Genomic DNA, 23,948 nt, shown 5'->3' on the forward strand with positions numbered 1-23,948 from the left:
TTACCAAGCCACCGTGTTCAGATACGCCGTGCGACCGCTGCGGATCGTTCCCCATTCAATCGGTTGGATCACGCGCAGTGCGGTGCTGTCGGTCTGGTACATGCCGCGCACTTGCGTTGGCGGTGTGGTACCAGCCGCATCAGACACATGGATCGAACCCGGATCGGTGATCGCGTTGGTTGCGGCCATCGTCGGGTCGGTTCCGTCATCGTCGGCCATCGCAAGGGTCGCGGTCTGGCTCATGTCGATTTCGACCGGTGGCGTCCAGTGGACGAAATCCCGCGCGTCGATGATATAGACCTGATCGGTCGGCACGCTGACGCTTGCCACGTACGGAATGCCAAGGATCGTTCCCCGGTCCATTTCGTCACGGAACACCCAGCCGAATTGATCGCGCACCACCTTCAGCCGCAGTTCGCGTGCGGTGCCGATGATCAGCAGCGGGTTCTGCGGGCGGTCGATTTGCGCGACCAGCCAAGCAATATCAGCCAAGATGGAATCCAGATCGGTACCACCTGACGCTTGGTTCGGTGCGTTGAACCACGGGCTTGCAGGGCGGATGTTCGCCTGTGCCGCCAACGTCGGATCAAGGATCACACTGTCCAGCATCACGCCGGTATCTTCGGTGATCATTTCCAGCAGGATCGTGCGCAAATCTTCGACCGCAGTGGACCAAAGTTCGTTGCTGGCCACCGTGATCAAACCGGCCTTTTTCCGACCGAACATCTGGCTTGCAAACATTCCCTGTTTGACCGGGATCGTGGCTTTCTCACCAACGAAAGACGCGGCCATTGATCCATTGTCGGTGGCACCGCGCATCGCGTAGTTGATATTCTGGTTATCGCCCATCGGCAGCGGTCGGCCACCAGCCGCCACAATCGCGCCGTAGATCGACACGGTTTCCAATCCGCTGACCCAGCCCTTGTGATCGCTGTTAACCAGATCAGCGGCCCATTGCCCGTTTGCCGTTTCAGCCGGGTTGGTGGATGATTTGACCAGCAGGGATTTGGCCGCTGTGCGTCTCAGTTTGCCCCGGTCGCCGGGATGCAGTTTTTCCATCGTGTCAGCAACCGGCACCTGACGGGTAAACCGCAGAAATTCAGCCACCGCAGCGGACCCAACGGCCAGCACCGGGTCGATGGGCTGGGTGCCTTTGGTCACGGCTGGTGCGGGCTGCCTGACCGTCACATGGACCGGGCGATCCGCCTGCGCCTTCAGGGCCGCGTTTTCGGCTTTCAGGGCCGCATGTTCGCGGGCGATCTTCGGTGCTTCTTTGGCCACGGCCAGTGCATCGTCAAACGCTGCGGCCTTGGTCTCTTGCATCAGAATTTGGGCCGCTTTGTCGTCGCTGTCGTGGCGGCGGGTATTCGCGTGTGCTGCATTCATCACAGGACTCCTTCGCGTTTCAAAGTTCGTTCGGCGGCGTCCACCAGACCGGGCCGGTGGTAGTGTTCATCCGCAAATTCACGCAGCCAGTTTTTGTACACCCGCTTGTGCGTCTGGTCGCTGATCCGTTTGGCCTCAGATGTGCTTTTGCCTTCCATCAGCAGTTCGCCCACCATCCTGGCGCGGGTGCGTTTGATCTGGCGGGGCAGTTCGGTCATGACGCGTTGCACGTCCATTGGTGCCTGTGCCATCAGCCAATCCCCCGTTCGCGCATGGATTTGAAGTGTGCCTGCGCCATTGCATCCAGACGGGCTTCGTCCAGCGGTGCGTCGTCATCCGTCTGGCCCATAAATCCGTCAATCTCGGCTTGGACCGACTTGGCGATGTTATCCCGCTTCACATCCAACGCCTTTTCCAGCGTGTCGATCCGATCCAGCAATGGCCGGATCGTCTTGGCGATCACACGGGCCGTGGCGTCCTGTTGCTTGGTCTGTTCGGCCCGTAGCTGCGCCATCATGGCGTCGATCAGTGCGGCACCGGCTGGGCTGGCTGTCTTGGCCGCTGCGTCGTACAGGACCGCGTGATCCGACTGTTGCGGTGCGCCTTTGTTGAACGCCGGTCCACCGGGCAGGTCGTACGGGTTCTGCTGGTCGGTCTGTCGAAACGGGTTGCTCATGCTGCAGCCCTTTTGAATGCAAGATACGACTGTCGCAGCCGTTCGGTCTGTTTGTCGGATTTGAAATTGCGGTCAGCCAGCTTGGCCAGATACGCGGCCAGTGCGGCTGTCGTCCGCAGGTCCATGTCGGCCTTGGCCAGCCGATCTGCGGCCCGTTCGGCTGCGTCGTTCGCTTGCTTGGCGATGCGATCCAGTTGGTCAGCCAAATGCTGAACGGATTCAGCATTCATCCGCGCCAGATCGGCACATTGCTTGTGTAACGGGTCGTCAGATACGGATTGCCCACCACGCAGGATGCTGGCGGCGCGTTGGTACCGTATTGACGCCGCACGGGTGTCACTGATGGACCGTTCTGCCCGCGTAATATCTTTTTGCAGGTAGGCGGTGATCTTCAGCCGTTCAGCGCACGCACCTTTTGTGCCGGTTTCTTCGGCCTTGCTGATCTGGTGAAGACGGGACCGCGTATAGCCTTGATCCTTCACCAATCTGCGGGTGTGATCTGCTGCTGTGTGTACTGTTAGCATCGGCTGCGGTCCTATTAGGGTCGGGACGCAGCATGGCACCACATATGGTGTTGAGTCCATATTTCTGGTACGATAAAAACCTTATTTTATTGATGCTTAGGGTATAGAGTTAATTCTATATGCTACCAGATATAGTTACCAGGTGGCGGTCGTTTTGCACCGGAGTCCAAGACGGATCGTCAAAGTTTGGCGGTCGGTTTGCTCAGTTGAGCAAACCTAATCGTGAAAATCGGTTTGCTACTGTTAGCAAACCTAATCGTCAAAGTTTGGTTTGCCGGGTCCAGCGATTCCAACGCTTCAGAGCGGCCAGACAGTCGTCATCGCCACAGAAATAATTGCCCCGACCGAAATGGCCGATCCTATCCAGCGGCACGATCTGGCCACAGGCATCACAGACGCGTTTGGCCCGACGTTCCAGCACGGGATTGCCTTGCGGGTCCATCGTGCCGTGCGCTTTGAACGTGCGGCCCTGTACGCCGCGATTGTCGCGCATCACTTCCAGCATTGCGGCGTTCTCGGCTGCGGCGAATTGCTCAAGCAGGGTCACGACAACGCCAGATCGCGGACGCCTGACCAGTAGGTCCGAACGTCAATGCCCATCATCGCGGCCACCGCCAAACCGTCGCGGCTCAGAAATATCTTGCTTTCCTCGCTGCCCTTTTCCGCCTGTTTGATGTGTTCCGCTATCACTGCGGCCCACAGGTTCGCGCATGCTTCGGCCTTAAGATCGCGCATTGGCTTGCCTTTCACGTTTTGGCGGGCGTCGTCGTCTACCCATTGGCTTCGGTCCATTGTTGCAAGATGTGTTTGCTGGATTTGCTGTCTGGTGCCACCAGCAGGTATCCCCCACCGCTGGTGATTTCGTGCGTTGTTCCGTCACGGTGATAGGTGGTCGGTTGGCCGGTGTGTCGGGCGATGCAACGCCGCGCGTGTTTGATCATGCTGGACACTTTTGCGTCACGTACGATTTCGGCCAAATCTTCGCGCATACTCACCACCAAGGACACGCCGGGACAGGCGCGTGATGGGGTATCCTAGCACCCCATCGGGTTTCGGCAAGACTCTTTCAAATCGGAAGTCGACTTCGTATTTGGCGGGTGGATATTCGCAACCGATTGCGCATTTGCCGGGTCGGTACCGGCAGTTGACTGCCGATTTGTGTATTCGAGTACACATTTGACGTGATCCGGTGTGATCCGCTCTGATTTGGTGAAATCCAGCGTAATTGAACGGCTGAAACATTGCGTCAACGCAACTTTTAGACCGGTTTTTATAGCTTTTTACCGAAAGGCATTTTTGCCGTTAGTTCTAAAGATTCACTCCCCCGCGCGGTGGACCACCCTCGAACTATGTTTGGTGATGCCCTCCCCACCGTTTGACGATCACCGTCGCCAACACACGCAGCGTCACGGCATCGGATCGCACGCAACACACGTGACAAATCAACCAACACAACAGATCACATCAGATCACGTAACCTATAGCGTAACGTCTATACCCTCTTTCGATCCGTGATGGTGCCGCTGCTTGTCGGGCCTACCGTTCTGTCCGTCGCTGTTGCCAAAACATATAGGCGTTTGACTAGGGGATTTGGGGTATAGTTGGATTGGTATATGCCCCGATTTGGACCCCTTTGCACGTCATGCACGTCGTAATCCAATAGAGGTTAAAAACGCTTGCACGTCTAGATGCACGTTGCTCGTCTAAATCACACCTATAGCCAAATTCCTAAGCTATAAACCTTTGATATTATTAGATAGTAGAACCCGTTTTCCTCCAATGGAATCTAGACGTGCTGACGTGCATGGCATATGTTTGGAATTTTATACCCGAATTACGACGTGCAAATGCACATCACGACGTGCGCTCATAAACGACCTTTCCACGGTGCGCACCAGACCATTGGCGACCCTTACTGTAGAACCCCAAACCTTCCAGACATGCGATCATTTCTTGCTGCTTGCGTGGCGTCTGATCCTTCACAGCCATACCCATCAGGGCGAAACATTCACCAACGGTTGTCTGTATACGCTGGGCCAACAGGCTGGCCAGAGTGTCCATCCACGGATGAGCAGCCACACGTTGTTTCTGTACCTGTGTGGCAATCGCTTCGATAGCTGGGTCCAGATACCACTGTTCGCCGCTCTGGTACGCAGCAAACGCTTCGGCCCAAAGCTGATCGCGCACGTCCTTCAAATCAGCGATCCGAAACTGGCCGTCTGTCTGGACGATCCAGAAACGGCGTTCGCCTGCGTGATCCTTCAGGTAATCGTTGCGGTTGGTCGATCCGGCAAAAACGCAGCGTCGTGGTCTGCTGCCAGTTCTGCGGCCATAGGCTTCACGGTAGCGTTCCACACGGCGCGTGATGAATGACCGCATGCTTTCCAGTTCGGATCGGTACACGCTGGTCAGTTCTGCCATTTCAACGATCCACACCCCGTCCAGATGTTCTGCGGCGTCCTTCTGGTGGAAGTCGGGCAAGCTGTCGCTGAACCATTCCTTGTGCGGTACCAAGGCGCGCAGGGCGGACGATTTACCGCGTCCCTGTGGACCTTCAAAGATCAGGCAATAGTCAGCCTGACAGCCGGGTTCCATCGCCCGTGCAATGGCACTGATCAGCCACTTGCGGCCCACGGCATTGATATAGGTCAGGTGGGTCAGGTCTTGGCTGGTGACGCCGCAGTATTGGGTCAGCCACGATCCGATGCGTGGCACCCCGTCCCATTGCACCCCGCTCAGATAATCTTGGACAGGTTCACGGGTGTTGCTTTTCGCGGCCAGTTCCACGGCGTCGATCACATCCGCCTTGCCGATCTTGGCGAACACGTGCCGCTGAAACCATGACCGTATCGCAATGTAATTGTCATCCGTCAGTTCCCGGTGCCTGCCGTTATCCACGATCATGTATCGGTTGGTGAACGCGTCATAGTACAGCCGTTCGCGCCAGTGATCCTGATTGATCAGATACGCATAGACGTTGTGCATGTTCGGGACCAGATTCCCGTTGCTGTCGTACGCGTAGTCTTCCACGTGCTGCTGATCTGTAACGGCAATTGTCGGTGCCGCCATCGGCATTCCAGCCTTACTTGCTTCGGCCAATCGTGCCGCGTTGCGGACCTGTCCGTCCAAATTTCCAGGTAGCTGTCCACCACACGCATGACGGGCCAGAAACACCAGTTTACCAAAGCCGTTCCCACCGTCAGGCTTGAAGCCCTGCCACGTCCGCTGCGTAAACTTCGGATCGTCCTTTGGTGCCTTTGCTGACCACTTGGCGAACACGGGCCACGCCGCATCCCCCATCGCGTTTTTCATCGCATAGGCCACAGCGATCCATTCATCATATTCAAGGTCATCATTGGGGATCAGATCGCAGACCGGTTCGAACAGGCTCTGGTCGGCTGGCTGCGCACCGTGGCGGGATATGCCGTCATTCATCTGGTGGACGTTGGTGGCTTTGCCTCTGGTCCAGCCGCGTGACTCGGCCACCTTCAGCATTTCTTCGACCAGCATGTCCATCTGTGCCAGCGTACACGTCTGCACCTGATCGGCCTGCGGCCAGCGGTTCCACTGGTATTCACTGCCCGACGGATGGACACCAAAGATCACGGCCTGTGTGGGCTGTTCACGGGCTGTCAGCCCCATGACTTCGACCCGTTGCGTTTCGCCCTCACGCTTGATCGGGTACTGCTTGCGGCGGATCGTTTCGCCCGGTGCGATCCGAAACAGGACAAAGAATTTCGGCACCGCACCCCATCGGATGAAATAAGAATCCCCGCCCAATTCATTCACACGGTTCAACATGGCCTGTGCGGTCACATCGTCGGTTATGTCGACATCCAGACCACACCAGTTGTGACCCATCTTCAGACCGACGTTGGTTCCGTGCTGGTCCCAGCGTGCCACCTTTACGGCGTCCATTTGATAGCTGGGCCAGCTTCCCATGCCATCGAACGCGCCACCGTAGAAGTCGCACGGCACCTTGCCGCGTGCCTTCGGATCGACCTTGCTGTGTTCGTGCAGTTCGGCCCATGGCGGCATGACCGGTATCGTGTCGGTCAGCCCTAATGACAGCGCATGTGCATGCCATGTGTAGCTTTGTTGCGGGCTGATCTGAGATTGTATAATGTCGTTCATATCTGACGACCCTTTCGGCAAAACAGGGTTACGATTTCGGCCCGCTGCGCAGCACACGCAGCGGGTTTTTCTTTGCCGTCGGATCGCGTCAGTTTGGACTCTCGCCCACCACCGTCAGCCCTTCCATCATTGGTAAAACCGGATTGCCGAGCAAGGCAAAAAATCCTATAAAAACAATGCTATATGCAGACTTGAGATTAGCTAGATTAGGAAAAATCAAATGGACTTAGATGCTCTGATCCAGCAGCGCGTTGACGCGTTGATTGCCGAAAAGTTGGGTATCCGTGAACACGACGCAGCAAAAATTGCAAATCCGTGTACACCGGTTCGATTCCGGTACTCGCCTCCAATACCTCCAACGACTTGCGATACTTTTTCCTCCTCGAGGTTCAATATCCAACCAACTATTGGATTTTTCGTGTTGCGATCTTGTTCTGTTCCATCCGACTGCGAGCATTCTGGGCATATGCCGCCAGCTTGCGTTTAGGCAACACCCCGCCGTACTTCCTTGGCATCTTCACCTCGAAATGATCAGAATTGGTGACCTGAATTATTTGTCCGGCCCGTTTAGGTGTAAACCATTCTTGTGGGCAGTTTGCGATCAGGGACGGCCAAGCCGGCCCTTTGCCCGGTTCAGGCGGCGGCAGAATGGTACTGCAAACAAAGCTGTCGGATTGTCTGTTGTTCGTGGCTGGAATTGACTTGCCATTACCTGTGCTGCTTCGACCTTGTTGGAACGGCATCGCGCCGGTACGAAACGTGCTGGTTTCTTCATGCAATTTGGTCAATCCTTCTTTCTGACGTGTTCGTCAAACGGGGTTCCCGAAAGCACTGCTCCCACAGCAACCATTGAGCAACATTATGTCTCAACATCGCCGAAAAACGAAACTTCATGACAAGTCAGGAGGGATGAACTAGGACTCTAACAAAGAAAAAGTTCTGGACGTATTGTGGAACATATTGCCTTTACCTTCGAGATGGGGGTCGTTTGCACCCTTCTGGCTTTCACCGTTTTTCTGTTCGTTTCCGAGATCATAAGGATCGACCTTTCCGCCATATTGGTTCTGGTTCTCATAGGCTTGCTCAGCTACGCGCCCGGGCTGGAAAATCTGGCGGATGTCACCCTTCTGTTCGACGGCTTCGCATCCAATGCCGTCATCTCGATCATTGCGGTCATGATCGTCGGGGCCGGTCTGGACAAGACGGGGATCATGAACAAGGTGGCTGCCGTCATACTCAAATACGGCGGCAAATCCGAAGGCAGGGTTGTACCAATTATTTCCGGCACCGTTGGCGTCATATCCTCGTTCATGCAGAATGTCGGCGCCGCTGCTCTGTTTCTGCCGGTTGTCAGCCGAATTTCCACACGGTCAGGCATACCGCTGTCGCGCCTGCTCATGCCAATGGGATTCTGCGCCATTTTGGGCGGCACAATGACGATGGTCGGGTCGTCTCCTCTTATCCTGCTGAACGATCTGATCCTGACGGCAAATGACAGTCTGCCGGCCTCTCAGAAAATGGAGCCCTTCGGCCTGTTCTCGGTCACGCCGATCGGTGCGGTTCTGATCCTGACGGGAATTGGTTACTTTCTGCTGTTGGGACGCTGGGTTTTGCCCGAGGCTGAAGGACCTGACAATACGGGTACCGGACAAGGGACACAGGAATACCTGCAAAGGGTCTATGGCCTCAAAGCTGATGTGTTCGAAGTCGTGGTGCCCGAGGACAGCCCCCTGGTCGGCGAGATTCTGGCCGACATCAACCACGAAAACCACCTGTACATCATTTCAACCTTCTATCGCGGCAAAACCTCGATGGTTCAGGTTTTGACAGCGGAAATTGCAGCGCCGTGTCGGCTGGCCATCGTCGGCCGCCGTTGGGAGGTCGAGAAGTTCGCCGAGAAATACGGGCTGACCGTTCTTCCGGACTTGGACATTTTCGTCGAAGAGTTCGCCCCAACCAATGCAGGCGTGGCCGAGGTGGTCATCACGCCTGACAGCAAGCTGATCGGCAAATGCCCCCGCGAGCTTTTGTTTCGCAAGACCTACGGGATGTCGCTGCTGGCCATTCACCGCGGCGAAGAGACGCTGAGCCATGTCGAGACCGAGGATCACGAATCCACGCAGATCGGGCTCGAAAAGTTTCAGGCGGGCGACATGCTTGTGGCCCATACCAGATGGGACAACCTGATGCGGATCAAACGAGATCCGGATTTCGTCGTTGTGACGACAGACTTTCCTCAGGACGAGCTGAGGCCGCAAAAAGTCGGCTGGGCCCTGGCATTCTTCGCCATTTCGCTGTCGTTGATCCTGTTCACGGACGTCCGGCTTTCACTCTGTCTTCTTACCGGCGCGGTGGGCATGATGCTGACCCGTGTGCTCAGCGTGGACGAGGCGTACCGCGCGGTCGGATGGAACACCGTATTCCTGCTCGCCTGCCTCATACCTTTGGGACAAGCCGTGCAGAACACAGGCACGGCCGCGTGGATCGCCCAGCAGATCATGATAATTCTGGACGGCTGGCCGCTCTGGTCGTTGCAAACCGGCATCGCCATTCTGGCGACGGCCTTTTCTTTGGTCATGTCCAACGTGGGGGCCACGGTCCTGCTGGTGCCTCTGGCAGTATCGATTGCGGTGGCGGCGGGTGGAAACCCGGCCGTCTTTGCCCTGACGGTCGCCATATCGACCTCGAACAGCTTCATCATCCCAACCCATCAGGTAAACGCGTTGATCATGGGTCCGGCCGGATACAAGGTGATGGATTTCGTCCGCTCCGGCGGAATAATGACGGCGCTGTTTCTGGTCGTCTCCCTGCTCATGATCAACGTCATCTATTAGCGCAAGAGGATCTGCGGTGTTCGGTGGTCTTTTCCCATCATCGGGACAGGTTCAGTCAAGGCACTCGTTCACCATAGTCTACGCCCCTTGCTAACATACTGTTCGTCGCCCGGCCCATCTCAGGCTGGGTCCCGGCACGCCATGCCGCCCATCGACGCCCACAGGTCGCTTTCCATGCCTCTGCATCATTGTTGCGCGCGACTCGCTTGACAAGCAGGCCAGCGGTGCCGCATGTCCCTTTCGTTGGTGTCGGTGACAGCCGATGAAAAGGGAATGCGTCAACGGTCTTGCCGCCAAACGCAGCCGCCCCCGCGACCGTGAACGGAGAGGATGCCCAATGCCACTGGCCCGAAAGCCGGGAAGGCGGGACATCCGACAGAGGCCCGCCTCTGGCATCCGCAAGCCGGGAGACCTGCCAACAACCGAAGTTGAAACCGGGCGGGGTGTTCCGGTGTCGGGTCCATGACCATTCGTGGCCCGCATGAAACCCCGTCCCCCGCGAAGAGGATTTGGGGGGATGAGAGACATGACCGATACCGCACCAGTCGAGTTGCTGGTCTGTACCACCTGCCGTCGCGGCCTGCCTGTGGAAGATGACACGCAACGCCCGGGCGCTTTGTTACACAAGGCTCTGGAACAGGCGGACCTGCCCGACGGTGTCACCCTGAAAGCCGTTGAATGCCTGTCAAACTGTGATCAAGGCTGTTCGATCGTGTTGCGCGGGCCGGGCCGCTGGACCTTCGTGTATGAAAACCTGAACGAAACAGATCATGTCGACGTCATCGTCGACGGCGCGACCAAGTATCTGGCCACCGAAGATGGTTTGGTGAAATGGCGCGAACGCCCCGAACATTTTCGCAAGAACTGTGCCTCGCGCATTCCCCCCATTGGAGCCTGACATGTCGAACCTCGAAAAACTCCCCGTCACAGTGATCACCGGCTTTCTGGGCTCGGGCAAGACCACTTTGGTGCGTCACCTGATGCAGAACCCACAGGGCAAGCGCCTTGCTGTCGTGGTCAACGAGTTCGGCGATGTAGGCGTCGATGGCGACATCCTGAAATCCTGCGCCATTCCTGATTGCCCGGCGGAAAACATCATGGAACTGGCCAATGGCTGCATCTGTTGCACCGTGGCAGATGATTTCATTCCCACCATCGAGGCCCTGATGGCGTTGGAGCCACGCCCGGATCACATCCTGATCGAAACCAGCGGTCTGGCCCTGCCGAAACCGCTGCTCAAGGCATTCGACTGGCCTGACATCCGCTCGAAGATCACCGTCGACGGCGTGATCGCCCTGGCCGATGCCGAGGCCGTGGCCGCAGGCCGCTTCGCGCCCAATGTCGAAGCAGTGGATGCGCAGCGCATGGCCGATGACTCGATCGACCACGAAACGCCCCTGTCCGAGGTGTTCGAGGATCAGATCTCCTGCGCTGACATCATCCTGCTGACCAAGCCCGACCTCGCCGGCCCCGAAGGCGTGGCCAAAGCGCGCGAGATCATCGCCGCCGAGGCGCCGCGCCCCCTGCCCGTCGTCGAAGTGGCCGAAGGTGCCGTGGACGTGCGCGTTGTGCTGGGTCTGGAAGCCGCCGCCGAGGATGACATGGACGCCCGACCCTCGCATCACGACGGCCATCACGATCACGAGCATGACGATTTCGAAAGCATCATCGTCGAGCTGCCCGAGCAGACCGATCCGGCCCAACTGGTCGCCAATATCGAACGCCTGGCCAATGAACTGAACATCCTGCGCGTCAAAGGGTATGCCGCCGTTCAGGGCAAACCCATGCGCCTGCTGGTCCAGGCAGTGGGTGCCCGCGTGCGTCACCAGTATGACCGCCCGTGGGAACCCGGTGAAGAACGCCGTTCGCGTCTGGTCGTCATCGCCGAGCATGACGATATCAAAGAGGCGGAAATCCGCGAAATCCTCGTGGGTGTGCGTGAGGCCGCCGAGTAAGCCATGCACGTCGTCTTTCGCGAAAGCCACGGGCTCGAGGAAACCGAGACCCCAACCGATCTGGGCCAGAGCCCGGCGGACCTGGTGGTGCTGTCCTTTTCGGACAGCGACCTAGGCGCTTTCGCGGCGGGCTGGCATCGTGGTGGCGGACCGGAAGGGCGAATGCCGACCCTGCGGCTGGCGAATTTGACGGCTCTGAAACACCCGCTGTCGGTCGATACCTATGTCGAACAGACGCTTCAAGGCGCCAAGGGCATTCTGATCCGTCTGATCGGCGGGGTGCCCTACTGGGCTTATGGGTTGCAGCAGGTTCTGGCGCTGGCGCAGGCCAAGGGCATCGCACTGGCGGTGCTGCCCGCCGACGGGCGCGAGGACACGCGGCTGGATGACTATTCCACCCTGCCGGTCTCGACCCTGCGGCGTCTGGCGCATCTGTGCGATACCGGCGGCGAGGTCGCGGCACAGGCCGCGCTGGCGCAGATGGCTTTGGCGGCGGGGCTTTATGCCGGTCCGGTGATGGGCGCCAAGACCTTGCCCGAATATGGCGTGTGGTGTCCGGATCGCGGCGTAATCCCGGTGGAAACCGCATTCGAAGGCACGACCAAACGAATCCTCGTCACCTTTTACCGCGCTTACCTGACCTCGGCAGACACCGCCCCGATCGCAGCCCTGATCCGCAGCCTGCGCGCCCGTGGATACGCGGCGGTGGGCCTGTTTGCCCCGTCTCTCAAGGCGCCTGTGGCCGCCGAATGGTTGCGGGAACAGGTTGTTGCGCTGAACCCATCTGCCATTGTCAACGCCACTTCGTTTTCGGGAAAAGGTGCGTCGGGAACGTCGCCTCTGGACGCTGCAGGCGTGCCGGTGTTTCAGGTCGCTCTCGCCACCTCGCGCCGCAAAGCCTGGGCCGAGGCGGAACGCGGTTTGTCCCCGGCCGATCTTGCCATGCATGTGGTACTGCCCGAGGTGGATGGACGGATCTCAGCAGGAGTTGCGTCTTTCAAGGAACCCGGAAAACGCGATCCGCATCTGGAATACGCGCGCTTTGCACACCGTCCCGAACCGGACCGGATCGAAGCGATCATCGACCGTGTATCGGGCTGGCTTGCACTGAACGACAAACCCAAGGCAGATCAGATTCCTGCGTTGGTCCTGTCCACCTATCCCGGCAAAGACTGGCAGATGGCCCATGCGGTTGGCCTCGACGCGCTGGCCTCGGCCCAGGCGATGCTGTCCGATCTTGACGAAGAAGGCTATGACATCGCGACTGGCGAGCCGATTGCCGACACTCTTCTGGACGCACGGATTTCGTGGTCGCTTGGGGATTATCAGGATGCGCTTGCGGAATTGCCCGAGACCCTGCGCGCTGATCTGCACACCGTTTGGGGCGCGCCCGAAGATGATCCGGCCTGTGCCGATGGGGCCTTCCATTTCACCGCGCTTCGGCGCGGCAAGGCGCTGGTCGCGCTGCAACCCGAACGCGGCACGCCCGAGCTGCGGGATGACGACTATCATGACCTCTTGCGCACCCCGCGCCACGGTTATGTCGCCTTCTATCTGTGGCTGCGCAAAGGGTTGGGTGCCGATGCGCTGATCCATATCGGCGCGCATGGAACGCTGGAATGGTTGCCCGGAAAATCGGTCGCCTTGTCTGCCGATTGTTGGCCCGAGGCGCTGATCGGCGATCTGCCTGTAATCTACCCGTTCATCGTGAACGACCCGGGCGAGGCCGCGCAAGCCAAGCGCCGGATCGGAGCCGTCACACTGGGCCACATCCCGCCCCCGATGAAGGAAAGTGGCACGCCGGATCGGATGGTGCGGCTTGAATCGCTGCTGGATGAGTTTTCGAACGCCGACGGGCTTGACCCCAAACGCCGCGACCGCTTGCAGGAAGATATCCGTGATGAGGCGCAGGCGATAGGGCTGGAAAGCGATCTCGGCCTCGATCAGGCTACCTGCACCGCCGAGGCCATCACCCGCATCGACCGCTTTGTCTGTGACATCAAGGAAAGCCAGTTTGGCGACGGGCTGCACATCTTTGGGCGCGTGCCCGAGGTGACGGGCAGTTTCGATCCGGCCCCTTCGGCCCACGCCGAACGCGACGCGTTGATTAAAACGCTCGAAGGCAAGCGGATTGATGCCGGGCCTTCGGGGTCCCCCTATCGTGGCCGGTCAGATGTTCTGCCCACCGGGCGGAACCTTTACACCACCGATCCGCGGTCGGTTCCGACCCGTGCGGCCTATGCTCAGGGTGTGAAACTGGCCGAGGAACTGGTGCGGCGCCATCTTCAGGAAGAAGGCGATTACCCGAAGGGGCTGATCATCGATCTGTGGGGGTCAGCCACCATGCGCACGGCGGGCGAGGAATTCGCCATGGCCTTGCACCTGCTGGGCGTCAAACCCGTGTGGGACAAAGGGTCCGAGAGGGTTTCCGGCATCGAGGTTCTGCCGATCACCGACCTGAGCCGCCCGCGCCTGGACGTGACCCTGCGGGTCTCGGGCCTGTTCCGGGATGTTTTCCCGACGCTGTCCGCTTTGTTTGGCCAAGCGGTTCGCGCATTGGCCGCGCGCGATGAAGCGACGGATTGGAACCCCTATGCCGGGCAGGCGCCGGCAGCGCGGGTCTATGGACCTGCGCCCGGAAGTTACGGCGTCAATATGACCGAACTTTCCGAAGTGTATACCGACGAGGCCCGTGCGCAGGCCGGTGAAGCATGGCTAGAGGCCAGCTCTTTTGCATTGGAAGGCGAACACATCTCGCAGGACAAGGACGGCATCACCCAACGCGTTGCAAATGCGGACAGCTTTGTCCACTTGCAGGACCTGACCGAAACCGATCTTCTTTTGGCCAACGATTATGCTACGCACGAGGCAGGCTTTGCCGCCGCCAAGAAGGTCGCCGGCGGAACCGCGCAGCTGTACCATCTGGACAACACCAACCCCGAAAACCCGCGCGCCCGAACTTTGCGTGAAGAAATCAGCCGAGTCGTCCACGCCCGTGCCGCCAACCCCTGCTGGATCGCCGGAATGCAACGCCATGGTTTCCGGGGGGCGGCCGAAATCGCGGCAACGCTGGATCATATGGCTTCTTTCGCGCATCTGTCTGGCACGGTCGCACCACATCTTTTTGACCTCTACCACGATGCCACTCTGGGCAACGAAGAGGTCGACGCGTTCCTGCAAGAGGCCAATCCCAAAGCGCGTCAGGCCATGCAGGACCGGTTTCGCGCGCTGCTTGAGGCCGGGCTTTGGAACACGCGCCGGAACTCTATCAGGGCTGATCTGGAGGGATTGAGATGAGTGCACCGATCGTTCAGGGCTGGTGCCCGGGCGCCCATCGTCCGATGATGTCCGGTGACGGTCTGGTCGTCAGGGTCAGGCCCCGGCTGGCGCGTCTGGACGCCGATCAGGCACTGGGACTGTGCGATCTGGCTGACCGCTTTGGCAACGGCTCGATCGATTTGACCAATCGCGCCAATCTGCAATTGCGGGGCGTGGAAGAGGAAGACCATCAGCCTCTGCTCAAAGAGCTTGCCGCGCTGAACCTGCTGGATGCGGAACCCGGTATCGAAATACGCCGCAATATTCTGGTTACACCGCTCTATCAGGCGGGCGATTTGACTGCTCGGCTGACCCATGAACTGATTGACCGGCTTGCGGAGCTGCCGGCCCTGCCGGCAAAGTTCGGTTTTGCAATCGACACGGGCCCCGAACGTCTGCTGGCGTCGGATTCGGCTGATATTCGTCTGGAAACCAGTGCAGGCGGCCTGATCCTGCGCGCCGATGGCTGCGAAACCGGGCGGAGCGTGACCGAGACCGACGCCATTGACCACGTGATCGCGCTGGCGATGTGGTTTGCCGAAACCTACACGCCCGAGACACGCCGCATGGCGCGTGTCATCGACGCCCTGCCGCAGGAATGGCAAGGATGTGCGCCCGGTTCTGTTGGCGCAAAGCTTCAACCGGGCCCCTGTGAACTGGGTGCCCTTTACGGCGCGGCTTTTGGGTCGCTGCCTGCGCGCAAGCTGTATGACCTGATCGAGGACAGCGGCGCTTGCGCCCTGCGCGTCACCCCGTGGCGGCTGATCCTGCTGGAAGGCGGGGCGGCGATACCTGCCCCGGCCTTTGTCGAAAATGGAACCGATCCGTTGATGACCACCGACGCCTGCCCCGGCGCGCCGTTCTGCCCGCAGGCGCAGACCGAGACGCGCGACATCGCCCGGGCGTTGGCGTCGCGGGTGGCCGGACGCCTGCATGTTTCAGGCTGTAGCAAGGGATGCGCTCGCATGGGTCCTGCCGACATCACATTGGTGGGCGCAAACGGACGATTTGATCTTGTCAAACAGGGCCGCGCGGGGGATGAGCCCAGCCAACGCGGGCTCGACCCGGAAACACTCATGACTATGGACTTCACCTGATGCCCTATACATACGAAACCGATGGCGCGGCGATCTACAAGGAAAGCTTCGCCACCATCCGGTCAGAGGCTGATCTGGCCCGGTTTGATGCCGATGAAGAGCAGGTTGCCGTTCGCATGATCCACGCCGCGGGTATGGTCGGACTGGAAGAGTTCGTGCATTTCTCGCCCGGCTTCGTGCAGACGGCCCGCACTGCTTTGGAAAATGGCGCACCGATCCTGTGTGATGCGCGCATGGTCAGCGAAGGTGTCACCCGTTTCCGCCTGCCCGCCGACAACCAGGTGATCTGTACCCTGCATGACGAACGCGTACGCCCCCTGGCTGCCGAGATGAGCAACACCCGTTCCGCCGCTGCGCTGGAGCTGTGGCGGCCGCATCTGGAGGGCGCGCTGGTCGCCATAGGCAATGCGCCCACCGCACTGTTCCATTTGCTGAACATGCTGGAAGACCCGGATTGCCCGCGCCCTGCCGCGATCATCGGCTGCCCGGTTGGCTTCGTCGGCGCGGTGGAATCCAAGGATGCGCTGTGGCAGGCGCAACCGGTGCCATCCTGCATCGTCAAAGGTCGTCTGGGCGGCAGCGCCATCACGGTGGCGGCCATCAACGCCATCGCAAGCCGGGCGGAATGAAGATGGGCACCATATACGGTGTGGGCCTTGGCCCCGGCGACCCGGATTTGATGAGCGTCCGGGCTGATCGCCTGCTGCGCAATGCAAAGCATGTGGCGTATTTCCGCAAACCAGGTCGCAGTGGTCAGGCCCGCAAGATCGTCAACGGGATGATCCCTGAAGGCGCGGTCGAGTTTCCGATGGAATATCCCGTAACCACCGAGATCCCGGTGACAGACCCGCGCTACAACGAATTGCTGGCAGCTTTCTACGAAAACTGCACCGCCCATCTCAAGGCCCTGTCCGAACAGGGCGAGGATGTGGTGGTCTTGTGTGAGGGAGATCCGTTTTTCTACGGCTCGTTCATGCATCTATACAATCGGTTGCGTGACGAAGCTCCGGTCGAGGTTGTGCCAGCCATCACCGGCATGTCCGGTGCGTGGACGGCCACGGGCGATCCGATCACCTGGGGTGATGACGTGCTGACCGTGCTGGTTGGCACCCTGCCCGAAGAAACGCTGGCGGAACGCATGGCTCTGACCGATGCATTGGTCGTGATGAAAATCGGACGCAACATCGACAAGGTGAAACGCGCTCTGAAGACCGCTGGCCTGTATGACCGGGCGTGGATCGTGGAATATGCGCAGATGCCGAACCAGACGGTGACAAAGCTGTCTGAAGCCTGCGAGAAGATCACCCCGTATTTCTCGATCATCGTCGTGCACGGTCAGGGGCGGCGACCATGAGCGGTTGGGTCAAGATTGCCGGTCTGGGGCCGGGTGACGAGGCGCTTGTTACACCAGAAGTAACAGCCGCGCTGGCCGAAGCCACCGATGTTGTGGGCTATATCCCATATGTGGCGCGTATTGCCGAGCGCCCCGGCCTTACACTGCATGCCAGTGACAACCGGGTCGAAATCGACCGCTCGCAACACGCGCTGCAAATGGCTGCCGATGGCAAACGGGTGGTCGTTGTATCCTCGGGCGATCCCGGCGTGTTTGCCATGGCGGCGGCCGTCTTCGAAGCACTGGAAAACGGCCCTGCGGAATGGCGTGACCTTCAGATCGATGTGCTGCCGGGGATCACGGCGATGTTGGCTGCATCCGCGCGCGCGGGTGCCCCGATGGGACATGATTTCTGCGCCATCAACCTCAGCGACAACCTCAAACCATGGTCATTGATCGAAAAACGCCTGCGCCTTGCCGCACAGGCGGATTTCTCGATGGCCTTTTACAATCCCCGCTCGAAGTCTCGCCCGGAAGGCTTTGTAAAAACGCTGGAAATCCTGCGTGAAGAGTGTGAGCCCGAACGTTTAATCCTGTTCGCCCGCGCCGTATCGCGGGCCGATGAAGAGATGCGCATTTCGACACTGGCCGAAGCCACGCCCGACATGGCGGATATGCAGACTGTGGTGATCGTGGGGTCATCCCGAACGCGCGTCATCGAGCGCGATGGCGCACCCATCGTTTACACCCCTCGCTTCACTCCTGGTGAGGATTAGGGATGAGACAGCCAGTCCAGAACCTGTGCGACCTGCGAAAACTCGGTCCGCTTCGGCAGAACCGGGCGGTCGATCATCAGCACGGGCACGCCCAGCGCCCGCGCCGCGTCCAGCTTGGCGCGCGCGCCCGTGCCGCCTGCGTTCTTGGACACGACCAGCTGCGTCCCATGGCGCTGCATCAACGCCCGGTCGTCGGCTTCGGTAAACGGCCCTCGGGCGACGACCACCTCTGCGTTCGGCAAGGGCAGCTCATTGGGCGCATCCACCAGACGCAGCAAATAGCGATGCTGGGGCTGGACCGTGAAGTCCTCAAGGTGCATGCGGCCAACGGCAAGGAAAACACGCTGAGCATCGCCGGACAATGCGTCGACGGCGGCAGCGATGTCGGGCACATGACGCCAGACATCGCCGGGCTGCGACACCCAGGCCGCGCGGGTCAACGCGGCCAATGGCGCCCGCGTCGCGGCGCATGCCTCGATCGCGTTCCGACTCATCCGGGCCGCAAAGGGATGGGTCGCGTCCACGACATGGGTGATGGCATTCTCAAGGATATAGGCAGCCAGACCCTCCGGACCGCCGAAACCGCCGACCCTTACCGGCAAGGGTTGAGGACGCGGGTTTTCCACCCGTCCGGCGTAGGAATACACAGCCGCAATGCCTTGTTGCGAAACAGCTTTGGCCAGCGCGTTGGCCTCGGTCGTGCCACCAAGGATCAGGAGGGTTGTCATGTCTGAATCTCCGTGGCTGACCGTTCTGGGACTGGGCGAAGATGGGTTTGATGGCCTGTCGCCATCCGGCCGTCAAGTGCTGGACCGGGCCGAAGTGATCATGGGGCCGCCGCGCCACCTGTCATTGCTGCGCGAAACAGGGGCGGAGCGTGTCGAATGGCCTGTGCCGTTCTCGGAAGGTCTGCCGATCCTGAAAGGATTGCGTGGCCGGCAGACCGTTGTTCTGGCCTCGGGCGATCCGTTCTGGTTTGGCGCAGGCTCTGTCATTGCGCGCAATTTCGATGCCGGTGAATGGACCGCCCTGCCCGGCCAATCCACCTTTTCGCTGGCGGCTGCCCGGCTCGGCTGGCCTTTGGAAAGCACACTGACCTTCGGCCTGCACGCCGCGCCGCTAACCCGTTTGCGTCCTCATCTGGCACCGGGAGCGCACGCGATCCTGTTGCTGCGTGACGGAAAGTCCGTGGCGGAACTGGCACGGTATCTGACCGAGACAGGCTTTGCCGACTCGGCCCTGCATGTGATGCAGGCCCTAGGTGGCCCGCGCGAAAACACCCGAACAGTCACGCTGACCGAGGCGCTGTTGGGTACGTTCGACCATCCGGTCTGCGTCGGTCTGGAGGTTTCCGGTGCAGGACCTGCCCTTTCCAAGACGTCTGGCAAACCGGACCACATCTTCGAGACGGACGGTCAGATCACCAAACGCCCGATCCGCGCCCTGACACTCTCGGCGCTTGCCCCGCAACGCGGCGAACATCTGTGGGATATAGGTGGAGGCACAGGTTCAATCAGCATCGAATGGCTGATGTGTGATCCGACCCTTTCCGCGACGTGTTTCGAGCCCCGTGCCGACCGGGCTGAGCGAATCCGCCGAAATGCAGATACGTTGGGGCAAGATCGATTGAATGTAGTACACGGAACCGCACCAGAAGCGCTGTCAGGTGTCGACCTGCCGGATGCCGTTTTCATCGGCGGAGGATTGAGCGCCAATCTGCTGGCGTGGCTGCGCGATGCGCTTCCTAAAGGCACACGCCTTGTCGCCAATGCAGTCACATTGGAAAGCGAGGCCCTGCTGGCACGTTGGCACGAAGACTTGGGCGGTGACCTGCTTCGGATAGAACTTGCACAATCAGCCCCGCTGGGACCAAGGCGCGGCTGGAAGTCCGCCTATCCGGTGGTACAGTGGAGCGTGACGCTATGATCGTTGCTGGCCTCGGTTTCTCCTCTTCTGCGACAGCCGACAGCTTGCGTGAAGCGTTTGACGCGGCAGCCGCAAACCACGACGTCGCCGCCTTGGCAACCGTGGCCGACAAGGAAGGTCATCCGGCCCTGACATCCTTTGCAGAAGAGGTGTCTCTGCCCTTACATTTCGTTGCCGCAGGCGATCTGGCCGGTCAACGTACACTCACCTGCTCAAACCGCAGCCGCGCAACCTATGGCACCGGAAGCGTGGCCGAAGCATCCGCCTTGGCTGCCGCCGGAAAGCTTGTTGGCTCGGGCGCGCGGCTGCTTTCACCCAGACAGATTTCAGACGACCGGCTGGCCACATGCGCCATAGCCATCGGAGGACAAACATGACCGTTCATTTCATCGGCGCCGGACCGGGCGCCGCCGACCTGCTGACGCTGCGCGGGCGCGACATCATCGCATCCTGCCCCGTTTGCCTTTATGCAGGTTCCCTGGTTCCGGAAGAAATTCTTGGCCACTGCCCCGAAGGCGCAAGGATCGTGAACACCGCGCCAATGGATCTGGATCAGATCATGGCCGAGATCGAGGCCGCACATCAGGCCGGCCAGGACGTGGCCCGCCTGCATTCCGGTGACCTGTCGGTCTGGTCGGCGATGGGGGAACAGATCCGCCGCCTCAAGGAAATGGGCATTCCGGTCAGCGTAACCCCAGGCGTTCCGTCCTTTGCGGCGGCTGCGGCGGCTTTGGGAACCGAGCTTACTCTGCCCGGGCTGGCGCAATCCGTGGTTCTGACCCGGACGCCGGGCCGTGCATCTTCCATGCCCGAAGGCGAGACGTTGGAGAATTTCGCACGCACGGGGGCGACACTTGCCATTCATCTGTCCATCGGCAATCTGGACAACGTCATTGCCGATCTGACCCCGGCCTATGGGGCCGACTGTCCGGTCGCCGTGGTCTATCGCGCAAGCTGGCCGGATGAACGGATCATCCGCGCGACGCTGGGAACGCTCAAAGAGGCGCTGGATGACAGCATCTCGCGGACTGCGTTGATCATGGTCGGTCCGGCACTGGCGGGCGAAGGTTTCGACGAAAGCTGCCTGTATTCGAAAGATTACGACCGCCGCTATCGCCCGCAAAGCGCCGAGAGCCCCTGGTCAAGCTGGAGCCATGGTGATGATTAACCCTCCGGGCCTTCTGATTTCCGCCCCGTCTTCGGGCACGGGCAAGACAACGGTCATGCTGGGCCTGTTGCGCGCGTTGGCCGAGGATGGCCTGACCGTTCAACCGTTCAAGAGCGGACCGGACTATATCGACCCTGCCTTCCACCGAGCCGCGTCCGGGCGGGCTTCGTTCAATCTTGACAGCTGGGCGATGGGCGATCCTTTGTTGAACGCGATCTCTGCGCAGGCCGAAGGCGCCGACATCGTGGTGGCGGAAGGTTCGATGGGCCTGTTCGATGGCGTGGCCAAGCCGGGTGAGTTGGGTCATGGGTCCAGCGCCGAGACCGCTGCACGGATGGGTTGGCCGGTTGTGTTGGTGCTGGACGTCGGCGGTCAGGCGCAATCTGCGGCGGCCACCGCGCTGGGGTTCAGGATGTACAACCCCGATCTGCCCTTTGCCGGCGTCATTCTGAATCGCTGTGCCAGCCCCCGGCACGAGCGTCTGACCCGGCTCGGGATGGAACGTGCAGGCCTGCCGGTTCTGGGTGTGCTTCCGCGCAGAGGCGATCTGACCCTACCCGAGCGGCATCTGGGGTTGATCCAGGCCGTCGAACACCCGGATCTGGAAAGCGCCATCGTGGGCTATGCCGCATTTCTGCGCGAACATGTGGATCTCGAGGCGATCAAACAGGCGGCTTCCTCAAGCCCCATTGGGCCATCGTCAGACGCGCTGCCGCGCCCTCCGGCCCAGCGGATTGCATTGGCACGGGATGCGGCTTTTTCTTTCACCTATCCACATTTGCTGGAAGGCTGGCGCACCGCCGGGGCCGAAATCCTACCCTTCTCGCCGCTGGCTGACGAAGCCCCGGCGGCGGATGCCGACCTGGTCTGGCTTCCCGGCGGATATCCTGAACTGCATGCCGGGACGTTGGCTGCCGCCCAAACGTTCCTCGCGGGTCTGCGCAAGCACGCGGAAACAAGGCCTGTGCATGGCGAATGCGGTGGGTATATGGCGCTGGGTCATGCGCTGATCGACAAGGATGGCGTGCGGCATGAAATGGCTGGCCTGCTGGGGCTGGTGACGTCGTACCAAAAACGCAAATTCAACCTGGGCTATCGCAAAGCGGAACTCTTGGCCCCGATGCCGGGATTTGCACAGAATGCGGCGCTGCGCGGGCATGAGTTCCACTATTCCTCGATCGTGGATCAGCCTGACGCGCCACTCGCCCGTGTGTTCGATGCCGAAGGCGCAGAAGGACCTCAGACCGGCTCTGTTCGCGGCAATGTCACAGGTACGTTCTTTCACCTGATTGCGGAGGCAACTGCATGAGCGGATTTGTGTCTTTCATCGGCTCGGGCCCCGGCGATCCGGAGTTGCTGACGTTGAAGGCCGTCAACAGGATGCAAAAGGCCGATGCGATTTTGTTCGATGACCTCAGCAGCGGGCCGATTCTGAGCCACGCGCGCGAAGACGCCGATCTTGTGGGCGTGGGCAAACGGGCCGGTCGCCCCTCGCCCAAACAGGACCATGTCAGCCGGTTGCTAGTGGACTACGCCCGGACCGGCCAACATGTCGTGCGGTTGAAATCCGGCGATGGCGGCATGTTCGGGCGGCTTGAAGAAGAGCTTGTTGCCCTTCGTGATGCGGGCATTGAATTCGAGATCATCCCCGGCATCCCGTCTGCGGTGGCTGCCGCAGCTGCCGCAGGTATCCCGCTGACGCGCCGTCTGACCGCACGGCGCGTGCAGTTCGTGACGGGACATGACGTCAGCGGCGCGCTGCCGGACGATCTGAACCTGACCGCACTGGCCGATTCTCAGGCCACCACCGTTGTATTCATGGGCAAACGTACTTTCCCGCTTCTGGCAGAAGCGCTGCATTCACACGGCCTGTCATTGGACACGCCTGCCCTGATGGCTGAATCTGTTTCGACCCCGGATCAAAAGCTGACGCGCACCACCATCGGTGCTTTGGCCGAACAGCTAAAATCCGAGATCGGCACGGCTCCGGCCCTGATCCTTTACGGGCCGCTGGCGGAGTTCGAAGATGATTGATCTGAGCCTGATTGGCATCGGCACCGGCAACCCGGATCACGTGACCTTTCAGGGCGCGCAGGCGATCCGGTCGGCCGATCTGATCCTGATTCCCCGCAAGGGCGAAAACAAGGCCGATCTGGCCGGGCTGCGTGAGGACATCATCGACCGGGTAACCGAGACACCGCCAAGGTTAGCCTATTTTGACATCCCAAGGCGCCGGGCGGACGATGGCTATCTGCGCGGCGTGGACGAATGGCACGACGCCATTGCGCTGCGCTGGCACGAGGCGATCGAGGCTCACCCGGGGGCGCAGCACATTGCTCTGCTGATTTGGGGCGACCCGTCCCTGTATGACAGTTCGCTGCGCATTGCGGCGCGGCTGGACCCCAAGCCCAACACCAGGGTGATTCCGGGCATCACGGCCTTGCAGGCTTTGACCGCGGCTCATGCGATCCCGATCAATGACCTGGGCGCACCCTATGTCGTGACCACCGGGCGTCGTATCCGGGATGAAGGCTGGCCTGAAACCGCTTCGAAAGTCGCTGTCATGCTGGACGGGGAATGCTCGTTCCAGTCCCTCAGGATGGCAGAGTATGACATCTGGTGGGGGGCCTATGTGGGCATGAAAGAAGAGCTGCTGATCAGCGGCCCTTTGGATCAGGTCGCGCAGCGGATCCTTGACACGCGCGCCCGCGCCCGAGCCGACCATGGCTGGATCATGGATATCTACGTGCTGAAGAAACGCGACGTGCAGCAGCGCGCGGCGAACACGGATTCGTGACTGCGCAGAACTCTCAAGTCTGGC

General features: G+C 60.2%; 24 protein-coding genes and 1 riboswitch. Of the genes, 14 read left to right on the forward strand and 10 right to left on the reverse strand.

Features of this window, described 5'->3' with window-relative positions:
• From ACR0LI_RS08190 to ACR0LI_RS08230, 9 genes are all read right to left on the reverse strand, one after another.
• A complete protein-coding gene (locus ACR0LI_RS08190) occupies positions 1-1,386 on the reverse strand; it encodes a hypothetical protein (protein WP_480718308.1) in 1,386 nt (461 codons plus the stop codon).
• Positions 1,386-1,637, reverse strand: a complete 252-nt coding sequence (locus ACR0LI_RS08195; RefSeq protein ID WP_480718309.1) for a hypothetical protein — start codon at positions 1,635-1,637, stop codon at positions 1,386-1,388. Before ACR0LI_RS08195 ends, ACR0LI_RS08190 begins: the two co-directional genes overlap by 1 nt.
• On the reverse strand, positions 1,637-2,062 hold the full coding sequence (locus ACR0LI_RS08200) for a hypothetical protein (protein WP_480718310.1): 426 nt from the start codon (positions 2,060-2,062) through the stop codon (positions 1,637-1,639). The genes ACR0LI_RS08195 and ACR0LI_RS08200 overlap by 1 nt, the downstream gene beginning before the upstream one ends.
• A complete protein-coding gene (locus ACR0LI_RS08205) occupies positions 2,059-2,586 on the reverse strand; it encodes a hypothetical protein (RefSeq protein ID WP_480718311.1) in 528 nt (175 codons plus the stop codon). Before ACR0LI_RS08205 ends, ACR0LI_RS08200 begins: the two co-directional genes overlap by 4 nt.
• A gap of 259 nt (positions 2,587-2,845) precedes the next feature.
• Positions 2,846-3,133, reverse strand: a complete 288-nt coding sequence (locus ACR0LI_RS08210) for a hypothetical protein (RefSeq protein WP_480718312.1) — start codon at positions 3,131-3,133, stop codon at positions 2,846-2,848.
• The gene (locus ACR0LI_RS08215) at positions 3,130-3,321 is read right to left on the reverse strand and encodes a hypothetical protein (protein ID WP_480718313.1); all 192 of its coding nucleotides are present in this window, start codon (positions 3,319-3,321) and stop codon (positions 3,130-3,132) included. The genes ACR0LI_RS08210 and ACR0LI_RS08215 overlap by 4 nt, the downstream gene beginning before the upstream one ends.
• 35 nt (positions 3,322-3,356) lie before the next feature.
• On the reverse strand, positions 3,357-3,575 hold the full coding sequence (locus tag ACR0LI_RS08220) for a hypothetical protein (RefSeq protein ID WP_480718314.1): 219 nt from the start codon (positions 3,573-3,575) through the stop codon (positions 3,357-3,359).
• An 865-nt stretch (positions 3,576-4,440) separates the two neighbouring features.
• The gene (locus ACR0LI_RS08225; RefSeq protein WP_480718315.1) at positions 4,441-6,720 is read right to left on the reverse strand and encodes a virulence-associated E family protein; all 2,280 of its coding nucleotides are present in this window, start codon (positions 6,718-6,720) and stop codon (positions 4,441-4,443) included.
• Between the two features lie 404 nt (positions 6,721-7,124).
• A complete protein-coding gene (locus tag ACR0LI_RS08230) occupies positions 7,125-7,508 on the reverse strand; it encodes a hypothetical protein (RefSeq protein WP_209833597.1) in 384 nt (127 codons plus the stop codon).
• A gap of 189 nt (positions 7,509-7,697) precedes the next feature.
• Between ACR0LI_RS08230 and ACR0LI_RS08235 the strand changes: the two genes are divergently transcribed.
• The 8 genes from ACR0LI_RS08235 (at position 7,698) to cobJ (ending at position 18,033) form a co-directional block, all read left to right on the forward strand.
• Positions 7,698-9,554, forward strand: a complete 1,857-nt coding sequence (locus ACR0LI_RS08235) for an SLC13 family permease (protein ID WP_171633868.1) — start codon at positions 7,698-7,700, stop codon at positions 9,552-9,554.
• Positions 9,555-9,781: 227 nt separating this feature from the next.
• Positions 9,782-9,988, forward strand: a riboswitch (cobalamin riboswitch).
• 92 nt (positions 9,989-10,080) lie between these two features.
• Positions 10,081-10,452 carry a DUF1636 family protein gene (locus ACR0LI_RS08240; RefSeq protein ID WP_171633608.1) on the forward strand — a complete coding sequence of 124 codons (372 nt, stop codon included), beginning with the start codon at positions 10,081-10,083 and terminating at the stop codon, positions 10,450-10,452.
• Between the two features lies 1 nt (position 10,453).
• A complete protein-coding gene (gene cobW, locus ACR0LI_RS08245; RefSeq protein ID WP_171231961.1) occupies positions 10,454-11,509 on the forward strand; it encodes a cobalamin biosynthesis protein CobW in 1,056 nt (351 codons plus the stop codon).
• 3 nt (positions 11,510-11,512) lie between these two features.
• Complete coding sequence (cobN, locus tag ACR0LI_RS08250) at positions 11,513-14,806, forward strand: cobaltochelatase subunit CobN (RefSeq protein WP_480718316.1); 3,294 nt, start codon at positions 11,513-11,515, stop codon at positions 14,804-14,806.
• A complete protein-coding gene (locus ACR0LI_RS08255) occupies positions 14,803-15,924 on the forward strand; it encodes a cobalamin biosynthesis protein CobG (protein WP_171633613.1) in 1,122 nt (373 codons plus the stop codon). Before cobN ends, ACR0LI_RS08255 begins: the two co-directional genes overlap by 4 nt.
• A complete protein-coding gene (locus ACR0LI_RS08260) occupies positions 15,924-16,553 on the forward strand; it encodes a precorrin-8X methylmutase (RefSeq protein ID WP_152457460.1) in 630 nt (209 codons plus the stop codon). Before ACR0LI_RS08255 ends, ACR0LI_RS08260 begins: the two co-directional genes overlap by 1 nt.
• Positions 16,550-17,278: a precorrin-2 C(20)-methyltransferase gene (locus tag ACR0LI_RS08265; protein WP_171633615.1), complete on the forward strand. Its 729-nt coding sequence runs from the start codon at positions 16,550-16,552 to the stop codon at positions 17,276-17,278. The genes ACR0LI_RS08260 and ACR0LI_RS08265 overlap by 4 nt, the downstream gene beginning before the upstream one ends.
• Positions 17,275-18,033: a precorrin-3B C(17)-methyltransferase gene (gene cobJ, locus ACR0LI_RS08270; RefSeq protein WP_480718317.1), complete on the forward strand. Its 759-nt coding sequence runs from the start codon at positions 17,275-17,277 to the stop codon at positions 18,031-18,033. The genes ACR0LI_RS08265 and cobJ overlap by 4 nt, the downstream gene beginning before the upstream one ends.
• Here cobJ and ACR0LI_RS08275 read toward each other — a convergent pair.
• The gene (locus ACR0LI_RS08275; RefSeq protein WP_209547195.1) at positions 18,030-18,761 is read right to left on the reverse strand and encodes a cobalt-precorrin-6A reductase; all 732 of its coding nucleotides are present in this window, start codon (positions 18,759-18,761) and stop codon (positions 18,030-18,032) included. The genes cobJ and ACR0LI_RS08275 overlap by 4 nt on opposite strands.
• On the opposite strand from ACR0LI_RS08275, the gene cbiE reads away from it, so the two are divergent.
• From cbiE to cobF, 6 genes are read left to right on the forward strand one after another with little or no spacing between them, the layout of a single operon-like run.
• Positions 18,760-19,959, forward strand: a complete 1,200-nt coding sequence (gene cbiE, locus ACR0LI_RS08280) for a precorrin-6y C5,15-methyltransferase (decarboxylating) subunit CbiE (protein ID WP_480718318.1) — start codon at positions 18,760-18,762, stop codon at positions 19,957-19,959. The two genes, ACR0LI_RS08275 and cbiE, sit on opposite strands and share 2 nt — an antisense overlap.
• Positions 19,956-20,336 carry a cobalamin biosynthesis protein gene (locus ACR0LI_RS08285; protein WP_480718319.1) on the forward strand — a complete coding sequence of 127 codons (381 nt, stop codon included), beginning with the start codon at positions 19,956-19,958 and terminating at the stop codon, positions 20,334-20,336. Before cbiE ends, ACR0LI_RS08285 begins: the two co-directional genes overlap by 4 nt.
• Positions 20,333-21,127, forward strand: a complete 795-nt coding sequence (gene cobM, locus ACR0LI_RS08290; protein ID WP_171723587.1) for a precorrin-4 C(11)-methyltransferase — start codon at positions 20,333-20,335, stop codon at positions 21,125-21,127. The genes ACR0LI_RS08285 and cobM overlap by 4 nt, the downstream gene beginning before the upstream one ends.
• Entirely contained in the window at positions 21,114-22,436 is a 1,323-nt protein-coding gene (locus tag ACR0LI_RS08295) for a cobyrinic acid a,c-diamide synthase CobB (RefSeq protein WP_480718320.1), read from the forward strand. Before cobM ends, ACR0LI_RS08295 begins: the two co-directional genes overlap by 14 nt.
• Positions 22,433-23,161: a uroporphyrinogen-III C-methyltransferase gene (gene cobA / locus ACR0LI_RS08300; protein WP_209833613.1), complete on the forward strand. Its 729-nt coding sequence runs from the start codon at positions 22,433-22,435 to the stop codon at positions 23,159-23,161. Before ACR0LI_RS08295 ends, cobA begins: the two co-directional genes overlap by 4 nt.
• Positions 23,154-23,924, forward strand: a complete 771-nt coding sequence (gene cobF, locus ACR0LI_RS08305) for a precorrin-6A synthase (deacetylating) (protein WP_171633636.1) — start codon at positions 23,154-23,156, stop codon at positions 23,922-23,924. The genes cobA and cobF overlap by 8 nt, the downstream gene beginning before the upstream one ends.
• Positions 23,925-23,948: the final 24 nt, after the last annotated feature.

Source organism: Ruegeria sp. CL7, assembly GCF_056536445.1.

Excerpts from the sequence above, each read along its gene's own strand:
- ACR0LI_RS08190 (WP_480718308.1), bottom strand. The coding sequence starts at position 1,386 with ATGAATGCAGCACACGCGAATACCCGCCGCCACGACAGCGACGACAAA.
- ACR0LI_RS08195 (WP_480718309.1), bottom strand. The coding sequence starts at position 1,637 with ATGGCACAGGCACCAATGGACGTGCAACGCGTCATGACCGAACTGCCC.
- ACR0LI_RS08200 (WP_480718310.1), bottom strand. The coding sequence starts at position 2,062 with ATGAGCAACCCGTTTCGACAGACCGACCAGCAGAACCCGTACGACCTG.
- ACR0LI_RS08205 (WP_480718311.1), bottom strand. The coding sequence starts at position 2,586 with ATGCTAACAGTACACACAGCAGCAGATCACACCCGCAGATTGGTGAAG.
- ACR0LI_RS08215 (WP_480718313.1), bottom strand. The coding sequence starts at position 3,321 with ATGCGCGATCTTAAGGCCGAAGCATGCGCGAACCTGTGGGCCGCAGTG.
- ACR0LI_RS08220 (WP_480718314.1), bottom strand. The coding sequence starts at position 3,575 with ATGCGCGAAGATTTGGCCGAAATCGTACGTGACGCAAAAGTGTCCAGC.
- ACR0LI_RS08225 (WP_480718315.1), bottom strand. The coding sequence starts at position 6,720 with ATGAACGACATTATACAATCTCAGATCAGCCCGCAACAAAGCTACACA.
- ACR0LI_RS08235 (WP_171633868.1), top strand. The coding sequence starts at position 7,698 with ATGGGGGTCGTTTGCACCCTTCTGGCTTTCACCGTTTTTCTGTTCGTT.
- ACR0LI_RS08240 (WP_171633608.1), top strand. The coding sequence starts at position 10,081 with ATGACCGATACCGCACCAGTCGAGTTGCTGGTCTGTACCACCTGCCGT.
- cobW (WP_171231961.1), top strand. The coding sequence starts at position 10,454 with ATGTCGAACCTCGAAAAACTCCCCGTCACAGTGATCACCGGCTTTCTG.
- cobN (WP_480718316.1), top strand. The coding sequence starts at position 11,513 with ATGCACGTCGTCTTTCGCGAAAGCCACGGGCTCGAGGAAACCGAGACC.
- ACR0LI_RS08255 (WP_171633613.1), top strand. The coding sequence starts at position 14,803 with ATGAGTGCACCGATCGTTCAGGGCTGGTGCCCGGGCGCCCATCGTCCG.
- ACR0LI_RS08260 (WP_152457460.1), top strand. The coding sequence starts at position 15,924 with ATGCCCTATACATACGAAACCGATGGCGCGGCGATCTACAAGGAAAGC.
- ACR0LI_RS08265 (WP_171633615.1), top strand. The coding sequence starts at position 16,550 with ATGAAGATGGGCACCATATACGGTGTGGGCCTTGGCCCCGGCGACCCG.
- cobJ (WP_480718317.1), top strand. The coding sequence starts at position 17,275 with ATGAGCGGTTGGGTCAAGATTGCCGGTCTGGGGCCGGGTGACGAGGCG.
- cbiE (WP_480718318.1), top strand. The coding sequence starts at position 18,760 with ATGTCTGAATCTCCGTGGCTGACCGTTCTGGGACTGGGCGAAGATGGG.
- ACR0LI_RS08275 (WP_209547195.1), bottom strand. The coding sequence starts at position 18,761 with ATGACAACCCTCCTGATCCTTGGTGGCACGACCGAGGCCAACGCGCTG.
- ACR0LI_RS08285 (WP_480718319.1), top strand. The coding sequence starts at position 19,956 with ATGATCGTTGCTGGCCTCGGTTTCTCCTCTTCTGCGACAGCCGACAGC.
- cobM (WP_171723587.1), top strand. The coding sequence starts at position 20,333 with ATGACCGTTCATTTCATCGGCGCCGGACCGGGCGCCGCCGACCTGCTG.
- ACR0LI_RS08295 (WP_480718320.1), top strand. The coding sequence starts at position 21,114 with ATGGTGATGATTAACCCTCCGGGCCTTCTGATTTCCGCCCCGTCTTCG.
- cobA (WP_209833613.1), top strand. The coding sequence starts at position 22,433 with ATGAGCGGATTTGTGTCTTTCATCGGCTCGGGCCCCGGCGATCCGGAG.
- cobF (WP_171633636.1), top strand. The coding sequence starts at position 23,154 with ATGATTGATCTGAGCCTGATTGGCATCGGCACCGGCAACCCGGATCAC.